This is a genomic window from Corticicoccus populi, from assembly GCF_042686195.1.
Classification (GTDB): domain Bacteria; phylum Bacillota; class Bacilli; order Staphylococcales; family Salinicoccaceae; genus Corticicoccus; species Corticicoccus populi.
In genome coordinates this window covers 96,797-115,901 of the sequence record NZ_JBHUOQ010000005.1, presented here as the reverse complement: position 1 = coordinate 115,901, position 19,105 = coordinate 96,797, and the positions used below count along the sequence as shown (strand labels likewise).

Annotated in this window: 23 protein-coding genes; 16 read left to right on the top strand and 7 right to left on the bottom strand. The window is 36.1% G+C overall.

Annotated elements, in window-relative coordinates; translation table 11 throughout:
• Window positions 1-425: 425 nt before the first annotated feature.
• The 5 genes from ACFSX4_RS13205 to ACFSX4_RS13185 all read left to right on the top strand — a co-directional run bounded on the left by ACFSX4_RS13205 (window position 426) and on the right by ACFSX4_RS13185 (window position 5,770).
• Window positions 426-572 (top strand): hypothetical protein, encoded by a 147-nt coding sequence (locus ACFSX4_RS13205; protein ID WP_377775678.1) that lies wholly within the window; start codon window positions 426-428, stop codon window positions 570-572.
• A gap of 366 nt (window positions 573-938) precedes the next feature.
• On the top strand, window positions 939-2,855 hold the full coding sequence (locus ACFSX4_RS13200; RefSeq protein ID WP_377775676.1) for an ATP-dependent nuclease: 1,917 nt from the start codon (window positions 939-941) through the stop codon (window positions 2,853-2,855).
• On the top strand, window positions 2,848-3,327 hold the full coding sequence (locus ACFSX4_RS13195) for a UvrD-helicase domain-containing protein (protein WP_377775674.1): 480 nt from the start codon (window positions 2,848-2,850) through the stop codon (window positions 3,325-3,327). The genes ACFSX4_RS13200 and ACFSX4_RS13195 overlap by 8 nt, the downstream gene beginning before the upstream one ends.
• An 8-nt stretch (window positions 3,328-3,335) precedes the next feature.
• Window positions 3,336-4,760 carry a UvrD-helicase domain-containing protein gene (locus tag ACFSX4_RS13190; protein WP_377775672.1) on the top strand — a complete coding sequence of 475 codons (1,425 nt, stop codon included), beginning with the start codon at window positions 3,336-3,338 and terminating at the stop codon, window positions 4,758-4,760.
• 170 nt (window positions 4,761-4,930) lie between these two features.
• A complete protein-coding gene (locus tag ACFSX4_RS13185; RefSeq protein WP_377775670.1) occupies window positions 4,931-5,770 on the top strand; it encodes a TIR domain-containing protein in 840 nt (279 codons plus the stop codon).
• Between the two features lie 398 nt (window positions 5,771-6,168).
• Here the strand turns inward: ACFSX4_RS13185 and ACFSX4_RS13180 are convergent, their stop codons facing one another.
• On the bottom strand, window positions 6,169-6,456 hold the full coding sequence (locus tag ACFSX4_RS13180) for a hypothetical protein (RefSeq protein WP_377775668.1): 288 nt from the start codon (window positions 6,454-6,456) through the stop codon (window positions 6,169-6,171).
• A gap of 378 nt (window positions 6,457-6,834) precedes the next feature.
• Here ACFSX4_RS13180 and ACFSX4_RS13175 point away from each other — a divergent pair, with 378 nt between their 5' ends.
• The 7 genes from ACFSX4_RS13175 (at window position 6,835) to ACFSX4_RS13145 (ending at window position 12,067) form a co-directional block, all read left to right on the top strand.
• Window positions 6,835-8,079: an amidohydrolase gene (locus ACFSX4_RS13175; protein ID WP_377775666.1), complete on the top strand. Its 1,245-nt coding sequence runs from the start codon at window positions 6,835-6,837 to the stop codon at window positions 8,077-8,079.
• Window positions 8,076-9,293, top strand: a complete 1,218-nt coding sequence (locus ACFSX4_RS13170) for an amidohydrolase (RefSeq protein WP_377775664.1) — start codon at window positions 8,076-8,078, stop codon at window positions 9,291-9,293. The genes ACFSX4_RS13175 and ACFSX4_RS13170 overlap by 4 nt, the downstream gene beginning before the upstream one ends.
• A gap of 22 nt (window positions 9,294-9,315) precedes the next feature.
• A complete protein-coding gene (locus ACFSX4_RS13165) occupies window positions 9,316-9,831 on the top strand; it encodes a cupin domain-containing protein (protein WP_377775662.1) in 516 nt (171 codons plus the stop codon).
• 72 nt (window positions 9,832-9,903) lie between these two features.
• Entirely contained in the window at window positions 9,904-10,734 is an 831-nt protein-coding gene (locus tag ACFSX4_RS13160; RefSeq protein ID WP_377775659.1) for an exodeoxyribonuclease III, read from the top strand.
• A gap of 3 nt (window positions 10,735-10,737) precedes the next feature.
• Window positions 10,738-11,193, top strand: coding sequence for a VOC family protein (locus tag ACFSX4_RS13155; protein WP_377775657.1), 456 nt, complete (start codon window positions 10,738-10,740; stop codon window positions 11,191-11,193).
• Entirely contained in the window at window positions 11,194-11,481 is a 288-nt protein-coding gene (locus ACFSX4_RS13150; protein WP_377775655.1) for a DUF1905 domain-containing protein, read from the top strand.
• A 4-nt stretch (window positions 11,482-11,485) separates the two neighbouring features.
• A complete protein-coding gene (locus tag ACFSX4_RS13145) occupies window positions 11,486-12,067 on the top strand; it encodes a sugar O-acetyltransferase (protein WP_377775653.1) in 582 nt (193 codons plus the stop codon).
• Window positions 12,068-12,112: 45 nt separating this feature from the next.
• Here ACFSX4_RS13145 and ACFSX4_RS13140 read toward each other — a convergent pair whose 3' ends face one another.
• The 6 genes from ACFSX4_RS13140 to ACFSX4_RS13115 all read right to left on the bottom strand — a co-directional run bounded on the left by ACFSX4_RS13140 (window position 12,113) and on the right by ACFSX4_RS13115 (window position 15,395).
• A complete protein-coding gene (locus ACFSX4_RS13140) occupies window positions 12,113-12,535 on the bottom strand; it encodes a hypothetical protein (RefSeq protein ID WP_377775651.1) in 423 nt (140 codons plus the stop codon).
• A 37-nt stretch (window positions 12,536-12,572) separates the two neighbouring features.
• Window positions 12,573-12,980, bottom strand: coding sequence for a hypothetical protein (locus ACFSX4_RS13135; protein ID WP_377775649.1), 408 nt, complete (start codon window positions 12,978-12,980; stop codon window positions 12,573-12,575).
• A gap of 32 nt (window positions 12,981-13,012) precedes the next feature.
• Window positions 13,013-13,435 (bottom strand): hypothetical protein, encoded by a 423-nt coding sequence (locus ACFSX4_RS13130; RefSeq protein WP_377775647.1) that lies wholly within the window; start codon window positions 13,433-13,435, stop codon window positions 13,013-13,015.
• Between the two features lie 12 nt (window positions 13,436-13,447).
• Window positions 13,448-13,888, bottom strand: coding sequence for a hypothetical protein (locus ACFSX4_RS13125; RefSeq protein ID WP_377775645.1), 441 nt, complete (start codon window positions 13,886-13,888; stop codon window positions 13,448-13,450).
• Window positions 13,889-13,940: 52 nt separating this feature from the next.
• Entirely contained in the window at window positions 13,941-14,372 is a 432-nt protein-coding gene (locus ACFSX4_RS13120; RefSeq protein ID WP_377775643.1) for a hypothetical protein, read from the bottom strand.
• 93 nt (window positions 14,373-14,465) lie between these two features.
• Window positions 14,466-15,395 carry a zinc-dependent alcohol dehydrogenase gene (locus tag ACFSX4_RS13115; RefSeq protein ID WP_377775641.1) on the bottom strand — a complete coding sequence of 310 codons (930 nt, stop codon included), beginning with the start codon at window positions 15,393-15,395 and terminating at the stop codon, window positions 14,466-14,468.
• Window positions 15,396-15,575: 180 nt separating this feature from the next.
• Between ACFSX4_RS13115 and ACFSX4_RS13110 the strand changes: the two genes are divergently transcribed.
• From ACFSX4_RS13110 to ACFSX4_RS13095, 4 genes are all read left to right on the top strand, one after another.
• Window positions 15,576-16,235, top strand: a complete 660-nt coding sequence (locus tag ACFSX4_RS13110; RefSeq protein WP_377775639.1) for an SDR family oxidoreductase — start codon at window positions 15,576-15,578, stop codon at window positions 16,233-16,235.
• A gap of 109 nt (window positions 16,236-16,344) precedes the next feature.
• Window positions 16,345-17,154 carry a hypothetical protein gene (locus ACFSX4_RS13105; protein WP_377775637.1) on the top strand — a complete coding sequence of 270 codons (810 nt, stop codon included), beginning with the start codon at window positions 16,345-16,347 and terminating at the stop codon, window positions 17,152-17,154.
• 27 nt (window positions 17,155-17,181) lie between these two features.
• Window positions 17,182-17,736 carry a DinB family protein gene (locus ACFSX4_RS13100; RefSeq protein WP_377775635.1) on the top strand — a complete coding sequence of 185 codons (555 nt, stop codon included), beginning with the start codon at window positions 17,182-17,184 and terminating at the stop codon, window positions 17,734-17,736.
• Complete coding sequence (locus ACFSX4_RS13095) at window positions 17,720-19,081, top strand: D-serine ammonia-lyase (RefSeq protein ID WP_377775633.1); 1,362 nt, start codon at window positions 17,720-17,722, stop codon at window positions 19,079-19,081. Before ACFSX4_RS13100 ends, ACFSX4_RS13095 begins: the two co-directional genes overlap by 17 nt.
• Window positions 19,082-19,105: the final 24 nt, after the last annotated feature.

The following is a 19,105-nucleotide window of genomic DNA, read 5'->3' as shown; positions in this document are numbered from 1 at the left end:
GAGAATACCCGTCATCCGTCCCTTTCAAGAAAGACACATGCAAAGTGCAGCAAAAACCAAAAATCAAAACGAATTCATTGGAAGTTTCGGCCGACCAAGTGACCCTTTTCCAACTTTGCTAGCAGCAGAAGTGAATTATTTCTCTTTTTGATATGAAGGGAAAGAAAAAGAAGGATTTATCCGACAGCTGACACCATTGGAATGTGGGCGTTTAATGGGATTGCCTGAAGGATGGACAGCCTATGATTATGGGGGAAAAGCAATTAGTGATAAAAGCACTTGGAAATTCGATTGCTTTACCATGTGATCAATATATAATGGCTGGAATTGCGGAAAGTTTATAGAAAATCAATTTTTTTGCTTGTTGGATTATTCTCATCTGACACGTTTTTTAATGGTTTAAAAGCAGAAAAGGAGAAAGGTATATGATGTCTCTAGAGGAACGGGAAATATACGAAGAAAAGGTAATGGAATGGATTGAGGATTATTTTGTGCTGAATGAGGTTGAAATTGAAGAGTATCCGTTTTTTCTTCATGGAAAATTAGTTCGGGACAAAAAGGAGAATCCATGATTGTTTTTTTGGTGTGTAATATACGGACATGTTGATTATCGTTTTCAAGACGCGTAAGGAGTGATTTATATTGACTATTTCTCGCTCTCTTCACATCCAGTAAATTTCTATTTTTGAAAAATTGGATTAACAAATTTATAAAATTACTATTTTTTAACGAAATTGAATTAGAGTTATTAAAGTCTGAAATAATTACAGATATTTTACTGCAATTTTCTTGTACTTCAAAAAATAGGTAAGTATAATTATAAAATATTATTGAATATAAAAAAATTGAAGCAAAAAGACTATTTTAACTTATGAGAGTCAAGTAAAGAAGTTAGTAGATAAAAAGTGAAATAAACATTTACAAATGAGGTGACATTTTTGTATTTATCAGAACTTCGGATTTGGAATTTCAGAAAATATGGGCAACAAGAAACAGAAGATGGAATATTTCCAGGCATTTCATTGAAGTTTAATAAGGGTTTAAATTTATTAGTAGGAGAAAATAATTCAGGAAAAACAGCAATAATTGATGCAATTAAATACACTATACTAACCCAAAGTTATGAGTATATTAGGATTGAGCAGGAAGATTTTAATTTGCCAGTAGGTTATGATGAGAGTAAAAGAGCTTCTGAAATACGTATTGAATGTATTTTTAGAGGTTTTAACAATAATGAAGCAAAACATTTTTTAGAATGGTTAGGTATTGAAGATATTGGTGGTAAATCTCAGTATTTTCTAAAAGTATTTTTAATTGCAAAACGTAAAGGAAGAAATGTCTATTATGATATAAAAGCTGGACCAGATGAAGAAGGCAAATTATTGAGTGGTGAGACAAGGAATTTACTTCGTTCAATATATCTTACTCCATTACGGGACGCAGAGAGAGAGTTAGCTCCTCGTAGAAATTCAAGACTATCACAAATTTTAGATAGTCATGAATCTTTTAAAGATAAGGAAGAAGAACATTATCTTTTTGAGATAATGAAAACAGCCAACAAAAAAATAAAAAACTACTTTGAAGGTCTAGACGAACATGGGCAAGCTTTGGAAGACTTGCAGGGAGAGGGACTACTTAAAGAAATAAATCAGTATTTGGGAGAATTTTCGGGGATTAAAAATAAATTAGATTCTAACTTTTCAATTTCAGATTTGAAATTGAAAAATATTCTTGAAAAATTAAGATTAAATTTAACATCCACAAAAGCTGGTTTAGGCTCGCATAACTTATTGTTTATAGCAGTAGAACTTTTATTATTAAAAAGAGAAGACTATTCAGGGCTAAAACTCACTTTAGTAGAAGAGATTGAGGCACATATACACACACAAGCTCAAGTTAGATTAGTTGAATTTCTTCAAACTGAATCCGAAAAATCTGATATACAATTAATTCTCACAACACATAGTCCTGAATTGGCTTCAAAAATAAGTTTGAATAATTTAATTGTTTGTAAAGACTTTAATGCTTTTCCAATGGGGTCATCATACACTGAGTTGGAAAAAGGAGATTATCTTTTTTTGGAAAGATTTTTAGATTCTACGAAGGCAAACTTGTTTTTTGCTGAAGGAGTAATTTTAGTTGAGGGTGATGCTGAAAATCTACTTATTCCAACTATAGCTAAAATAATTGGAAAACCGCTTGCCAGGTATGGTGTTTCACTGGTTAATGTTGGTAATACAGCATTTCTTCGTTACTCAAGGATTTTTAAAAGAGAAGAACAAAGGAAAGGTCTATTGAATATTCCTGTTTCATGTATAACTGATAATGATATAAAACCAGATATCTATAAATTAGTTAAAGATGATGTTGAAACCAAAAAAGATAAAGAAAATATAAAATCAATTGCCCAAAGAAGAAAAGAAAGAAAAGAAAGAATAGAGGGACAATATGTAAAATTATTTATTTCTCCAGAATGGACTCTTGAATATGATATTGCTTTAAGTTGCTTACAAAAAGAACTCTTTGAAGCAGTGTTATATGCTGAGAAAATACAAAATAGTAATCGTTATGGTTTAACAGAAGAGAAAATACAAGGAGTTGGCGAAGTAATAGATAAACAATATAAAAAATGGGATGAGTTGAAAACTTCTAATGAAGAAAAAGCTTTTTATATTTACTATAACTTAATGCTTGAAAAAGACATTTCAAAAGCAATTACTGCACAATGTTTAGCTGGAATTTTAAATGAACTTAACCAAGAAGACATAAAGTCCCGTATTCTATCTGATAAGAAATTAGATTACCTAGTTAAGGCAATATTTCATGTGACAGAAGAGGGAGATAACGATGATTGAAATAACTGAAGCTGATATACAATATGCAGAAAGCCTACTTTTACCTGAAGGAATTACATTTAATGATGAAAGAAGAGATATTATAAAATGTTTAGAAAAAAAAGATATTAGAGCTTGTCCTGGTAGTGGAAAAACAACAACTTTGTTGGCTAAACTAGCTATAATCTCTAAGAAGCTGCCTCTTGAAAATAATGATGGTATATGTGTATTAACCCACACAAACGTAGCAATAAATGAAATTAAAACAAAATTAGGTATAAATGGACTCAAACTTTTCAGTCATCCAAACAATTGCAGTACAATTCAGTCCTTTGTAAATAAATATCTAGCTATACCCGCATATATAAATATACTCGGGAAAAGACCGAACAGAATTGATGATGAAATTTATAATGAAACTATTCGAAAAGAATATTATCAAATGGTACCCCAAAGATACCGTTATGGAATAGAAAAAAAGATTCAAACTTAATTTATAAAATGAGATTTACCTATGATAATGAAGAGATTAATATAACTAACGGAATGTATGGTAATCTGATTTATAAAGATAAAGATACGGCTTCTTATCGATATCTAAAAAAATTAAAGTTGAAAATGTTGAAACTTGGAATTTTATGCTACGATGATGCTTATTTTTTAGCAAATTATTATGTTACAAAATATCCGCAAATAAAAGGAGTTTTTTCGAGAAGGTTTTCATATGTTTTTATAGATGAAATGCAAGATACTATGAAACATCAAAATAATCTTTTTAATAGTTTATTTGATAACTCAGTTATATTGCAAAGGATAGGGGATCAGAATCAATCAATTTATGATCTTGATCAAGCTATAGGGAATTGGAATGTATTAGAACCGTCTTTATCAATATCAGATAGTAAACGTTTTTCACCGGCGATAGCCAATGTTGTAAAGAATATTTGTGTTAGTCCACAAAATTTGACAGGGAATTTGAGTATTCCTGATATTTCACCTACTATTATTGTATTTAATAAAGAAACGATAGATAAAGTACTTCCTCATTTTGGCGATATGATATTAAAATATGAATTAAATAAAGTGCAAAATACTACTTTTAAAGCAATCGCATGGGTAGCAGGGGAAAATACGAAACAAGATACTCTTTTAGATTATTGGAAGAGATTTAGTAAAGAACTTAAACAAAGAAATGACTTTGATTATTTATATTCATATGTAACACAATTTCCTAACGAGAAAACGAATGATATAAGTGTTCCTCTATATAGGAAATCAATCTTGTGTGGGATATTAAAATCTTTAAAAATAATGAATGAAAAAGATGAGAATAATAATTTTTTTACGGAAAAATCTTTATTAAATTTTCTAAAAGAGAAAGACGAGGAAACTTATCAAGGTTTGTTGTTAAATCTGGCAGATTGGTGCTTGTCCATCTCAAACGACAAAAATATATATGAGGATGTAAAAGAGTTTATTAAAATTAGACTTAAAGATCTCTTTAACTGGCAAGATATTGACCAATTATCTACTTTTTTTATAGAAGAAAAAGAGGAGAGAGAAATAACCACGCCCTTAAAGTCTAATATTTTCACACACGAAAAATCGGAAAATGATATTGAAATTGAATTTGATACTATACATGGAGTTAAAGGAGAAACGCATACCGCAACACTTTATCTTGAAACATTTTATTATGAATACGATGTTCATAGAATCTTAGATTATTTTAAAGGGAAACATAAACCTACGAAGAAGAAACGTACATTACAAAATCTAAAAATGACTTATGTTGGGCTTACAAGACCTTCCCATTTGCTCTGTGTTGCAGTACATGAAGAAACAATTGTGGATCATGAAGAAGATTTAAAGGACGCTGGATGGAATATTGAATATGTAACTATGGCCGATGAAAAACATGATTAAAATAATACCCTTATAAAATTTTAGTTTCTAATTCTGATATGTAGCATTTTGTACTACAAGAAATAATAATAAATTTACATCCGCATAGAAATTTTTATTTGAAAGCTTTTTTTAAATTTAGGTGTATAGTACGAAGGAATATCTGCTATTTTTTCGAAGGAGGATATAAATTGTATTATCAAATTTTAATAGAAACTAAAGAAAAAATAGGAAAGTCTAAGACAAATAAGGTTGTGGCAAATATTGATGAAACGGATAAAGATGAAATAATAAAAGATGTTTTAATACCTTATCAAAATAGTGAGGAATTTATTGTTAATGGATATGTATTAAGAAAAGAAGAAATTAACAGGTTAAAAATTGTTACAACTGAAAAGTCTGCCCGGGAATTATCTGAATATGAAAATGATAATATGCCTACAGGTTTGATAATGTATATATCTCCAGAAGATATATTGCACTATGATAAATATACAACTGATATAACTAAGCAATTAATGGCTGAAGCAAAAGAAATCAAAGAAAATGTGGAGGTTATTGAAAGAAAGAAAAAAGTAGTTATTGATAAAGCGAAAGTTTTTATTGTTCATGGACAAGATAATGAGCTTAAACTTGAAATAGCTCGTTTTATTGAAAGAATGGGATTTGAGCCAATTATTTTACATGAGCAAGCTAGCAACGGAATGACAATAATTGAAAAAATTGAACAATATTCTAATGTGAGTTTTGGTATTATTTTATATACTCCATGTGACATTGGATATCAGAAGAATAATGAAGATAAAAAGTTATACAGAGCTAGACAAAATGTAGTGTTTGAGCATGGATATTTAATAGCAAAGCTTGGAAGAAATAACGTGTGTGCTTTAGTAAAACAAGAAGTTGAAACACCTAATGATATTTCAGGTGTAGTCTACATTCCTTTTGATAAAAATGGTGGGTGGCAGATCCCCTTAGCAAAAGAAATGAAAGGTTCAGGATATAATATAGACTTCAATCTAATTATGTAATTTAATGTAATATTGGATATTTTAATCAAATTAACAATTATATAACTCTAATTATTTTCAGAAATATAAAACGTATATCTCTATATTTATTATGCATAATTAGACTCAGAAATTAATAATAAGATATGGAGGAACTGTATTACTCAGTATCAGCTATTACTATTAAAGCTTTTGCATCGATGTCATTGGATGGGTATACATCGACAAATGACATTTTAATATCATCTAAAATGTGAAGTAATCAAAACGAAATATAATATTATTTTTGTATATCCACCTTGACGATATAAACAAAGTAAAAGATAAAGTGTTGCAGATAACCATTATTGAATCAGGAATTTAAATGGTATGTGCAACTTACCTATTAACACTATCTCAAACAAAGATAGTGTTTTATTTTAGTGGCCATTTTTCCCATTATTGTAAAGAAGCTTTAGAAATTTTAGATGTTTGGGATAGGCGCTTAAAATCGGACATGTCTCTAAAATATGTTTAAGCATTTCTTTCGATAAGAAATCATTGGAAATTAGATAGCCAAAAGTTGAATAAATAAGATCATCCCTCAATTCGCTGTCTATATCTCCAATGTTTTCCTGCATTTGTTTTATGAGATGCTCAATATTTATGTCTTCAGATAATTTATAATCATTTTCTCTTAAGTTTTTAAGTTCTTCTTTTAATAACAATTTTCCACCTAATTTCTAAAATGTTTGTTTATCAAAAATATCATGCTAAAAACCACCCTGCATATTAATTTATGAAGGCGGTTTTTACTTATAACAATGTTCATTGCTAATTATAGAATATATGACACAATCAGCGTAATTAATTGCAAAATATTATTTACAAATTATACATTATAAGTGATTAAGTGTATACGAGGCTTTCAGTAGTGATGATGTAGTTAAAAAAGAAACGGCAGATATAAGTTACCGTTACCTCTAAAATTGATATCAGACGTCCAAGCGGGCGTCTTTTGTATTTACTGATATTTCATACTTCATGATAAAATGGAATCAGCAGTCTATTTAAAGTAAATGACATAAACTAAGGGGCGGTTCTTTTTGAAAACTTTGTTAAAGAATGTGCGTTTGGAAACGGGTTACCGTTATGATGGATCATTTGTCACAGCGGCAGAAACAGAGATTTTTGATGTTTTAATGGAAGACGGTGTATTTAAAAAGATTGCACCTGAAATAACTGAGGATATAGAGACGATAGATGCAGAGGAACAGCTGATGGTTCCATCGTTCAGAGAAATGCATGCGCATATCGATAAAACTTATTTCGGCGGGGAATGGAAAGCACCTTCACCGGCATCAGAAGGAATATTTACACGTTTTAAAGAAGAGGAGGTGTTACTGCCGGTACAGTTGAAAACAGCGGAAGAACGGGCGCATAAAGTCATCAAACATTATATCCGGCACGGACACACCCATATCCGGACGCATGTGAATGTGGATCCACACATAAAAACAAAACATATGGAGATAGTGAGGCGTGTTCTCGAGAGCTACAAGGGGCAGATTACATACGAAATTGTAGCATTCCCTCAGCACGGACTGCTGCGTAACGGTGAAGCATTTATGAGTATATTTGAAGATGCTTTACAGATGGGTGCCACACATGTCGGCGGGGTGGACCCTGCAGCGGTGGATAGAAGAAGCAGTGAGGTGATTCAAACGACTTTTAATCTGGCTGAAAAATATCATCTCGGTATCGACTTTCATCTGCATGAACCGAATACGCTCGGGGCATTTGATATTCAGCAGATTTTAAAAGAAATAGAAGTGCGGTCTTTTCAGAATGAAGTAACGTTGAGCCATGCATTTGCACTGGCTGATTTAGATGAGCAGCTGCTCGATGAATTAACCCGAAAGATGTCACAGCACAACGTCAATATTACGACATCTGTACCGATCGGTGCCGGTCCTGTTACGATTCCTGTAAAGTATTTATTTGATAACGGAGTGGGTGTTTCAACCGGACATGACAGTCTGGTCGATCACTGGTCGCCGTTTGGCAGCGGCAATACGGTTCGAAAGTTAAATCAGTTGGTACAGCGTTTCAGCTATATTGATGAATTAAACATCGGTCAGTCATTGAAATATGCGACAGGCGGTATTACGGCACTCGATGAGTCCGGAAATATGAAGTGGCCGAAAGTCGGAGATCCTGCGGACGTGCTGCTTGCAGATGCAGTGAGTTCCGCGCATTTAATCGCCAGACAGTGCCCGGTCACTGCCGTTATTTCTAAAGGCAGTGTGATTCACAGGGAAGCGTATGATTTAAAGGGGGAATTGCGATGAGCCGCTGGCTGAAAAATGTGCGTCTCGAAACCGGTGAATCGAGACATTCAGACGGTACTGTTAAAACAGAAACAGAGTTGTTTAATATAGAGATTTCAGAGGATGGTGTAATTCAGACACTCGTTCCGTCACTTGAGCACACAGAAACAGACGGAATGGATATGGGTGGAAGACTCGCACTGCCGCCGTTTAAAGAGATGCATAATCATCTTGATAAAACATATTTGTCACTCGGTTTTAGGGCATGCCGGCCGGTGAAAAATTTATCCGAGAGATTAAAACTTGAAGCAGCGGAACTGGAAACACTCGCAGAGACGGTTGAACAAAGAGCATCCGCAATGATTGAGCTGCATTTAAAAAATGGTGTCAATCATATTCGGACGCATGTAAATATCGATCCTTTTATTAAATTAAAAAATTTAGAAGGGGTGAAGCGGGCTCTGGAATCTTATAAAGAGTATTTAACATATGAAATTGTAGCTTTCCCTCAGCACGGACTGCTTCTTCATGAAGAAATGCCCGATCTTCTTAGAGAAGCACTTCAGTCCGGAGCAGGGATTTTAGGAGGTCTTGATCCCGCGGGAATAGACGGAAATGTTGAGAAATCACTTGAAATGACGATGGAAATCGCAAAAGAATACGGTGTGGATGTGGACATGCATTTTCATGACAGAGGCCATATCGGATACTATACAATGGATCGATGGCTCGACATGGTGAGTGCGGAAGATTATCAGGGGAAAACGACATTCAGTCATGCATTCGGTCTGAGTCAACTACAGCCCGGCGTGCAGCAGAATTTTGCACGGAAATTAAAGCAATATGATGTATCGATTATGTCCACCATACCGATTTCTGTGAATCATAAAGTGATACCGATTGATATTTTAAAAGAGAATGGTGTCGCTGTCGGTCTGGGATGTGACGGTTTTTATGATTCCTGGAGTCCGTTTGTTTCAGGAGATATTATGGAGAAGGTGAATCACTTTTGTGATTATACGGGAAAATCAACTGAACGTGTATTACGGAACAGCCTGGGACTGATTACTGGCGGGATTACACCATTAGATGATAAAGGGAATCAGCAGTGGCCGAAACCTGGTGATGAAGCGAGCTTTGTATTTACAGATGTGAGCTGCAGCGCAGAAGCGGTGGCAAGACTGCCGGAAGACAGACAGTTAATGCATAGAGGGATTTTATTTAATAAGGATTAATTTCGTGAACGGGGGTGTTTCTATGAGAAAAATGGACAATGTAGAAATCAAGACACTGAAATGTAAAGATGACGGATCCATACCCAATCATCCTGAGCTTGAATTGTTGATATACAAACATGCTGTGGATCCTGAAGATGATATAAAAAGTATTTTGAGTGAAAACCGCTGGCTCGGTATTTGGGAGAATGGTATTGCACCGTTTCATCACTATCACAGTAATTCTCATGAAGTTCTGATTGTCACCGGAGGGAGTGCAGAGGTCCAGTTCGGCGGTGAACACGGCGAGAAAATCCAGCTTGAAAAAGGGGATGTAGCGATACTGCCGGCGGGATTCGGACATAAGAAACTGAATGCGGATGATGACTTTACTGTAATCGGTGCATATCCGGAGGGTAAAGAATATGATTTTTGTTATGGAAGACCGGCGGAGCGTCCTGAAAATCTCAAAAATATTAAAAATGTGCCGCTCCCTGAGAATGACCCATTATACGGCAGGGAAGGACTATTGTTTTTATACTGGAAGTATAATCGGTGACAGGCGGGAAAGAATATTATAGACTTAAATTCACTATAGTATTTAAATTAACGACAGATGAGGAGAATAACATTGAAACTAATCTCATGGAATATAGACTCACTGAATGCAGCATTAACAAGTGATTCTGCAAGGGCGGAATTATCAAGAGATGCATTAAACACTGTGGCAGGGGAAAATCCTGATATCATTGCGATTCAGGAAACAAAACTGTCTGCAAAAGGTCCGACAAAGAAACATGTAGAAATACTCGCGGCACAGTTCCCCGACTATGAAATTGTGTGGAGAAGCTCCAATGAACCTGCAAGAAAAGGCTATGCAGGGACAATGTTTCTGTATAAAAACCATTTGACACCTAAAGCATCATTTCCTGAAATCGGCGGTCCGGCAACGATGGATTTTGAGGGCAGAATGATTACACTTGAGTTCGATGATTTTTATTTGACGCAGGTTTATACACCGAATTCCGGATCGGAACTCGTCCGTCTTTCAGAAAGACAGATTTGGGATGAAAAATATAAAGAATATTTAGCTTCGCTGGACCAGGAGAAAGTAGTGCTTGCGACAGGTGATTTTAATGTTGCACACAAGGAGATTGATATTGCCCATCCGGACAGAAACCGGCGTTCTGCAGGCTTCACTGATGAAGAGAGGAAAGGATTTACAAATCTGCTGTCAGCAGGTTTTACAGATACATTCCGTCATGTAAATGGTGATGTTACTGGTGTGTATTCATGGTGGAACCAGCGTGCCAAGACAAGTAAGATCAATAATTCCGGTTGGAGAATTGATTACTGGCTCATCAGCGACCGTGCCAAAGATAAAGTTGTGAAATCCGAAATGCTTTCTTCAGGTACAAGACAGGATCACACGCCGATTTTGCTTGAAGTGGATTTTAATTAAAATATGAAGTCTGGAGATGATGCGATGATTAAGGGTGTTGAATTTGATTTTGTAGTTAAAGATGTAAAAGCAGCTTTGGAGCAGTACAGAGCAATATTTGATGTTGAAGTCATTGAAGAAACGAATTTTAAAAGAGGCAATAATGAAATAGTATTTTCTACAGGCGGTACACGTTTTCACATGCTGGATGAAAATCCGCCGTATCAGTTGTTTGCGCCTAAAGAAGGAGATAACCAGTCATTTTGGTTTAATGTGCTTGTTTCAGATATCCAAAACACGTTCGACAAAGCGATAGCTTCAGGTGCAAAGGAGGTTCAGCCGGTGACATATATGGAAGCAATGGGTGTGACAAACGCAATGTTTTCCGATAATAACGGTTATGTATGGATGCTCCATGAAATCCACCGTGAAGTTTCATTTGAAGAACGTATAGATTTTTTAAGTAAGGAATTCGAATAAATGACAGCTAAAGTGTTTGAATATGAAGCTGAAATACAAAAAGTTCCGGATATTGATGGTGCATATGTTGAGTTCCCTTATGATATAAAAGAAGAGTTTGGAAAGGGACGGGTTAAAGTCAGCGCAACATTTGATGAAGTCCCGTATGACGGCAGTATTGTTAATATGGGTGTTAAACGTCATGACGGTTCAATATGTTATATTATCGGTGTCCGGAAAGATATACGGGAAACAATCGGTAAAAGACCTGGAGATGTGATTAGGGTTACTGTTGTTGAGAGGAGTTAATAGTATGGAGCTTACAGAATTGTTATCAAGAATGAACGATGAGAAACTGCTGCCTGCCGGTTCAGAAATCAATCAGGAGATGAATAAGGTCTCGATGCAGACCAGGCAGTTATGTGCCGCGATGAACAACGGTGTATTCACTGACGAAGAGGTTAGAGTGGAGATGTCGAAAATCATCGGGCAGGTACTTGATGAAGGGTTTAAGATGTTCTTACCATTCACCTCTGACTTCGGAAAAAATACATCTATAGGAAAGAATGTATTCATCAACTCAGGATGCAGATTTCAGGATCAAGGCAGAATTTCGATTGGTGACGGCAGTTTAATTGGTCATAATGTTGTGATTGCAACTATCAATCATGATTTTGCACCGGATAACAGGGGCACGATGTATTTAAAGCCTGTGACCCTCGAAAGGAATTCCTGGATTGGTTCAAATGCAACCATTCTGCCGGGAGTGACAATCGGAGAAAATTCCGTCGTTGCTGCAGGGGCAGTGGTGACAAAAGATGTGCCTGAAAATACCATAGTCGGCGGTAATCCGGCAAAAATTTTATCCAGTCTTGAAGATAAGATTAACAGATAAAACAGCGTGATATAAAATGAGCAGCCTTTTGAGGACTGCTCATTTTTATTGTGATCCGGAATCATCAGACTGACCGCTGCGCCATACTCTGTAAGACATCATTATACTTAATATAATGAAAGGTATCCAGAAGTCCATACTTCCGGTATCATAGACTGAACTTACAGGAGGACCGAATATGAGCTTCAATATTGAAGCGAGGAGAATAACATAAATCAGGAAAAGAGATGTTTTTACGACATAACCAAAGTCTGCAGGCGGCTCTTCAGTTGTTTCATCCTCGGAATCTTTGTCATCTTTCTGAAAAAAATGTTCGTATCCAGCCATAATAATAACAACCACGATAAAAGTTATCATTGGACCATACTGCAGGTAGCCATTCATAAATGCGTAATCATATAAAAATGAGCCCGTTATTATTGCTGTTAAACCTATAGTTAGACCGATTCTGATTATTAAATCTTTCATGTATTATTACCACGTAAAATGTTTAGAGTTCAAAATTCTATCCGGAAAATTCCTGTGTATCTTTAGCTGAAACTTCCAGCTTCAGCATACAAATTCCTACAAAAAACACTGCTAGAAGAAAAGGCAGCATAATCAATAGACGCGTCACTCCCTCAATTGAAAATAAGAGTGGTATCAGTATCATCATTACCATGAGGACAGGCCCGATAATCATATTAAACTTCCTGAAGCTGATTTGTACATGATCACCGTCCGAGACAGTGACTTTATTACTGATTATAAGAAATTGACTGACACTGAGTTCTGCTTCACGTTCAGGCAGGTCAACATCCATTTCTTCTTCATACGAAAGTGCACCGATCTTTTCACCGTTCAGCTTTACTTTTATATTTGAGGCGATTCCGTTTAAGGATGAATCGGGTATTCTTTTAATTTTTACCGGCATATCTATTCTCCTTATCTCAAAGTATCAGTTAATCATGAGTCATTATTTTCAGGGACTTCTTCACGTTTTATTTCAAATTTGTACATTCTCCTCGCCGACAGAAAGCCGATAATTATAAAAGGCAGCATATAGACCAGTCCATTGGGGAAAACGACTGGCTGCCCGGACAAAGAACTGAAAAGTGTCGGCGATAACCCAATCATCAAGAGTGAGATCCAGCATAATATTATATTCACTCGTTTATTCTTCAAAATGATAAAGTCACCGTCAGATACGGTCTTTCTATCACTTGTAATTCCTGATTGCGATGCCCTGATTTCCATTGAAGGTTCAGAAAGGCTGATCTTTTTTTCTTCGCCAAGTGAAATCTTTCCGGCTGTTTCTCCGTTCAATTGAATTTTGGTTTTTATCATGGCCCCAATAAACCCTGTTTCTCTCTTAATTGTAATATGCATCTTACCTCCACCTTACTTAGTACTGTCGTACGTGGATTTTGATACGACTTCTACTTTATTGGGCTTCATGCCAACTATCAACGTAAACAATATCAATGGAATTAAAATGAGATAGGGAATAAAGAAATTTTCCTGCCCTAACATATATGAACGATGATAATTCGTCATGTACAGAAATATCGAGGAGGCAATCATAAGGATGGAGAGCCCCAGTAAGTGTGCGAATGTCATGATTCTTCTACTGGTAATCAGTACGTGGTCACCGTCAGACACACTTATTTTATTACTTAAAGTCGCAAATTGATCGGTTTCCAATTCCATATTGTCTTCCGGCATATTAATTTCTACTTCTTTGTGGTCTTCAAGCTCTGAGACTTTTTCACCATTGAGCTTTATTTTTATATTATAAAAAACATTGTACCACCGGGTTCTTCTTTTAATTTTAAGTGTCATAATCAATCCTCCTGATTGAATTTTCTGGAGCAGATCATAGTTACAACAAGAATTACGAAACGTTACGGCCGGATGTGACAATATCAAGTCTGTACATATGGATACCTGAAAGTGATAATGTAATCAAAAATACTGCTACAGCTGAAATATAAGTGTTGAAAGGAACGACATCATATAACAAGGCTTGATTCAGTTGTGAAACACCAAATAATACAGGCGTGACAATGAGCATAAAAATAGATAAGAAGTAGATTAATTTATTTATTTTCCGGCTGGTCAACTTTACTTCATCCCCGTCTGAAACAGAGATTTTATTACTGTTTGATGCAAAGTGTGAAGCGCTGACTGCAGCCTTTTCCTTCACCGAACTCATTTCCAGCACCTGATGGTTTTCAATTTCTGAGATCTTTTTATTATCGATTTGTATATTCATCTTCTTCTGAGGAGAGGGGAATCTGCTGTCCCTTCTAATCATTACTTTCATTAAAATCACCACAATATACTTTTACCATATATTTCTATAGTTAAACATTCATTGGTTTTTTAGAATATTATTCATTAAGATAATTTTTATCATTTATTCCGAATAGTGAACAAGAACTTTAATCGGCTGTACGGTCTGATTGTCGAGATGCTCAAACAGAGTGATTAAATCTGTTTGATGTACTTCCATATCAAAAATATTATTAAGTTGTTTTAATTTATTTTGTTCAATTGAAAATAACCAATCGGCATGGGCATGATAATTATATCCGTCATTTGATTTTACGATGCTCAGCTCCTTATCAAAGAAGTCTTGAGATAAGTTGAATGAACCATTGTTTCCGTCTGATAAGACACAGATTGCAGCGTTAGGTTTTACTAATTTTTGAAGATGTCTAAAAGCTGAATCATTATCAGAGCACTCAAATCCTGTATCATATGTGTTTTCCAATCCATTGGGGCTGTATGTATAAACTTCATCAGCATCTAATAATTCTGCAGCGGTTAGTCTTTTTACATCCGGATCAATTATATCCACTCTTTTTATGTGATATTTATTTTTTAAATAGAATAAAGTAAGCAGTCCCATCGTTCCAGCTCCGGTAATGATCACATGGTCATCTGTTTGAGGATTTATTTTTACGGCACCTTTTGCTGAATCGCAGGAAAGAATGGCAAGGAGGGCAGTTTTAGTTGAAATATCATCCGGAATTTTAATGATTTGATTTTCATTTAAAACTGAAAATGTCTGGTGTCCATAGAATGAAAGTACACGGTCGCCAATCTTAAATAAGCTGATATCAGTTCCAACATCTACAATGATTCCAACACTCTCATAGCCGGATTGAACAGGTATTGATGTATTATGATTGTTGTAAACAGCGAGTTCCGAAGCAGTACTTACAGCAGTGGCGGTGGTTTTTATCAGTATCTCATCAGCCTTTAAAGGCGGTATGTTTTCTTTTTGCCAGGCCATCTCCTTTTTATTTATTACTTTAAGACTTTCATTTATGTATGAAATCATAGTCAGAGCTCCTTTATCATTTTAAATTTATTAATCAGAGTATGAGTAGTGTGCAGGCATAATCCATGAGAAACATTACCATGAATGATAGCATAGTATTTAAATTCATTGGAAGCGGTTAGAAATAAGAATGATTTATTTCCAATTGAAGTTATCGAAGACATTATGGAGGTATGGGAAATGAAAGTATTGGTCATAGGTGCAAACGGTCAGATTGGAAGTCATCTGGTTAAGAAATTGAGCGATTCCAATCAACATACACCAATCGCAATGGTCAGAGAAGACAGTCAAAAGGAGACATTCGAATCAGAGGGTGTTGAATCAGTAAAAGCTGATTTGGAAGATTCCATTGAAACACTTGCTGAAGTGTTTCAAGGAGTGGATGCTGTTGTTTTTGCAGCAGGTTCCGGCGGACACACAGGTGCAGATAAAACAATGCTGATTGATCTTGACGGGGCAATTAAGTCAATGGAAGCTGCGAAGAAAAAAGATGTCAAACGTTATATTATGGTGAGTGCACTGGGCGCACATAAATGGCACAAAGATCCTGATGCATTAAAAAGTAAAGGGTATTACAGGGCTGCTAAATTTTATGCAGATGACTGGCTTGAAAAGAGCGGGCTCGAGCTGGACTACACAATCGTCCGTCCGGGCAGACTCTTGAATGATGCGGGGACAGGGCAGGTAACAATATCCGAAAACCTGGAACATGACACGATTCCAAGAGAAGATGTTGCATCAGTCATTGTGTCAGCTCTCAATAACACAAACACAATCGGCAAATCATTTGATGTGCTGTCAGGCAGTACATATATTGATGAGGCAGTAAAACAAGTGTAATTAAAGAGACGGACTGAGGGTCCGTTTTTTTAATGGAATAAATTACGGCTAATATATATTAAAAGAGGGTATGTATGAAAGAAATCAATATAGTCAGGCGGGATTTCTATTGTATGAGAATACACACCAAACATTTTTTAAGGAAGAGCTTGAGAAGATATACAGAACAAAGTTTTTATATTTTATGATTCCTTTAATTCTATTGTCGATTGCGGGTGTTATAGACAGCTTTTATGATACTGCGGGCAGTCGTATACTGGGAGCTCTGCCGATACTGATACCTGCTTTTTTATCTTTATGTTATACTGCGTCCATCATGTGGGATAAGGATCTTAATTTTCCGCATATTATACAGCGTATATTTTTCGGCGGGTTTTTAATTGCACTGCCTTTGATTACACTAAACTTAATGGTTATTCTTGGGACCTGGCTGTTTCCGGGGCCGCGTGCAGCAGTGACAGATACATTGAACCACTATTGGTGGCAGGAAACACTGCTGTCACATTTCTTGTTAACCGGCCTGGTCAGCTTTTTTGCCCAGGCAGTTACGGCAGTGATTTGTTTCTTTATTATTGTGCTGCCTGTACTGGCAGTCAGACGGTTTCATGTTTCATCAAATAATCACTATTTACGGAAAGTGAATCGGCTGGCACCAGTACTGTTTTTCTTAGGCCTCAGTTGTTTTCTGACAGGACAGGCTGTAAATACGTACGTATTCAGAACGTTGGAGACAGGTCATCTGTTTGACATTGTCAGAGGGACACTTTCGAATATTGTATCCGGGAATATATCACAGCTGCCGGAATTAACAGGTTCTGTACTTTTTTCAGCAGGAATTATTTTATTTATTATATCGTTGATACAGGTGGTTACGCCGAAAGTTCAGGAAATTAGAAATTCCCGCAGTGAACAGCCGTGACTGTAATGCCTTAGAGGAGATGATGATGTGAATAAAGATATTGATGAGATGTTCAAAGAGCTGGATGCGGTAAGGAATCAATACTTCAGCTCTGAAATATTCAACGGAGATATTTATAAAAGAGCAGAAGCGGATAAGTGGAGTGTTGGTGAAGTGGTGTACCACTGTTATCTTCTGTTAAAATTAACGCGGATCGTCTCTGAAATCTATCTGCCGGTTTCGAAAATGATTAGGAGGATTGGCGGGTTTAAGGTTAAAGCAATTCATGATACCATGGATAATATTTATGCGGGGCAAACGATGAACGCACCACGAATACTTAATCCTTCGATGAAAAGAGAATACTCAAAAGGCGAGCTGCGTCTGATGCTCGAATCGGAAACAGAAAAAATACTTAATATTATCAGGCGTTTAGATAATGATGACAGACTCTGGATCCGGTATCCTGACCCCGTACCTGGATATCCGAATGTGATTCAGACCATCATGTTATTGAAAATACATGAAATGCATCATTACAGGATAGTTACAGAAAGAGAAAAAAGTCAGGAAAGGAAGCGTAATAATGGAACCGTCAAGTAACAACTTTGAAATTAAAGAATTGAAAGTGAAATACCCTCTGTTAAATGATATTTCACTTCTGCAGGAAGTATTTTGGATTAATCCAAATATTAAACCGATGGAAGAGGCCCTCAGGAATCTATATTTCGGTAAAGCTGAAATTGCTGACGCAGAGAGAAGACTCGAACGTTTTTCACCTTATGTCATGAAGGTATTTCCAGAAACACAGGAGAATAACGGAATCATTGAATCTCCTTTAGTGGAGATTAAAGACATGAAAAAACGTCTCAATCAATCATTTAAACATCCGGTGCAGGGCAGACTGCTTTTAAAAGAAGACAACTTACTCCCTGTTTCAGGATCAATCAAGGCACGCGGCGGTATATATGAAGTGTTTTATATTGCCGAAGAAATTGCTGTAAATGAAGGACTTTTATCCTTGGATGATGATTATGCAAAGCTTCAGGATGAAAGATTTAAGCAGTTGTTTTCACAATATACAATTGTTGTCGGATCAACAGGAAATCTCGGCTTGAGTATTGGGATTATCAGTTCTGAACTTGGATTTAACGTTACTGTACATATGTCTGAAGATGCGAAAGCATGGAAGAAAGACCTTCTTAAAGAAAAAGGCGTAAAAGTCGTTCAGCATGAGAGTGATTACAGTGAAGCGGTTTCCGGCGGCAGGGAGGCAGCACTCGATGATGAGTATACGTATTTCATTGATGATGAAAATTCCAAAAATCTGTTTCTTGGTTATGCAGTGGCAGCATCAAGACTGAAACAGCAGCTTAAAGATATGAAAGTGAAAGTAGACAGCAGTCATCCGCTGTTTGTTTATCTGCCCTGCGGAGTCGGCGGTGGCCCGGGTGGTGTGGCATTTGGTCTCAAAATGGCGTTTGGTGATAATGTACACTGCTTTTTTGCAGAACCGACACACTCCCCATGCATGCTTACAGGACTGTTAACAGGACTGCATGATGGAGTATCAGTGCAGGATTTCGGAATTGATAATAAGACAGAGGCAGACGGCCTTGCTGTCGGCAGACCGTCAAGATTTGTCGGTAAAGTCATGGAGAATATGATCAGCGGATCATACACAGTCACAGATGAAAATATGTTTAAACTATTGGCACAATTAGCAGACACCGAAGGTGTGTATATGGAACCATCTGCTTTGGCAGCACTTAAAGGTCCTTCTGCCTTGTTCAATTCGAAAGCAGGGAAGCGGTATTTAGAAAGTAATGACATTACGTTTGAAAAATTAAAAGGTGCAGCACATATTTCATGGGGAACAGGCGGAAGTATGGTACCTGATGATTTGATGAACGAGTATTATGAAAGAGGAAAAGGATATATTGAATAGTAATCAAATAATATCATTATAAGA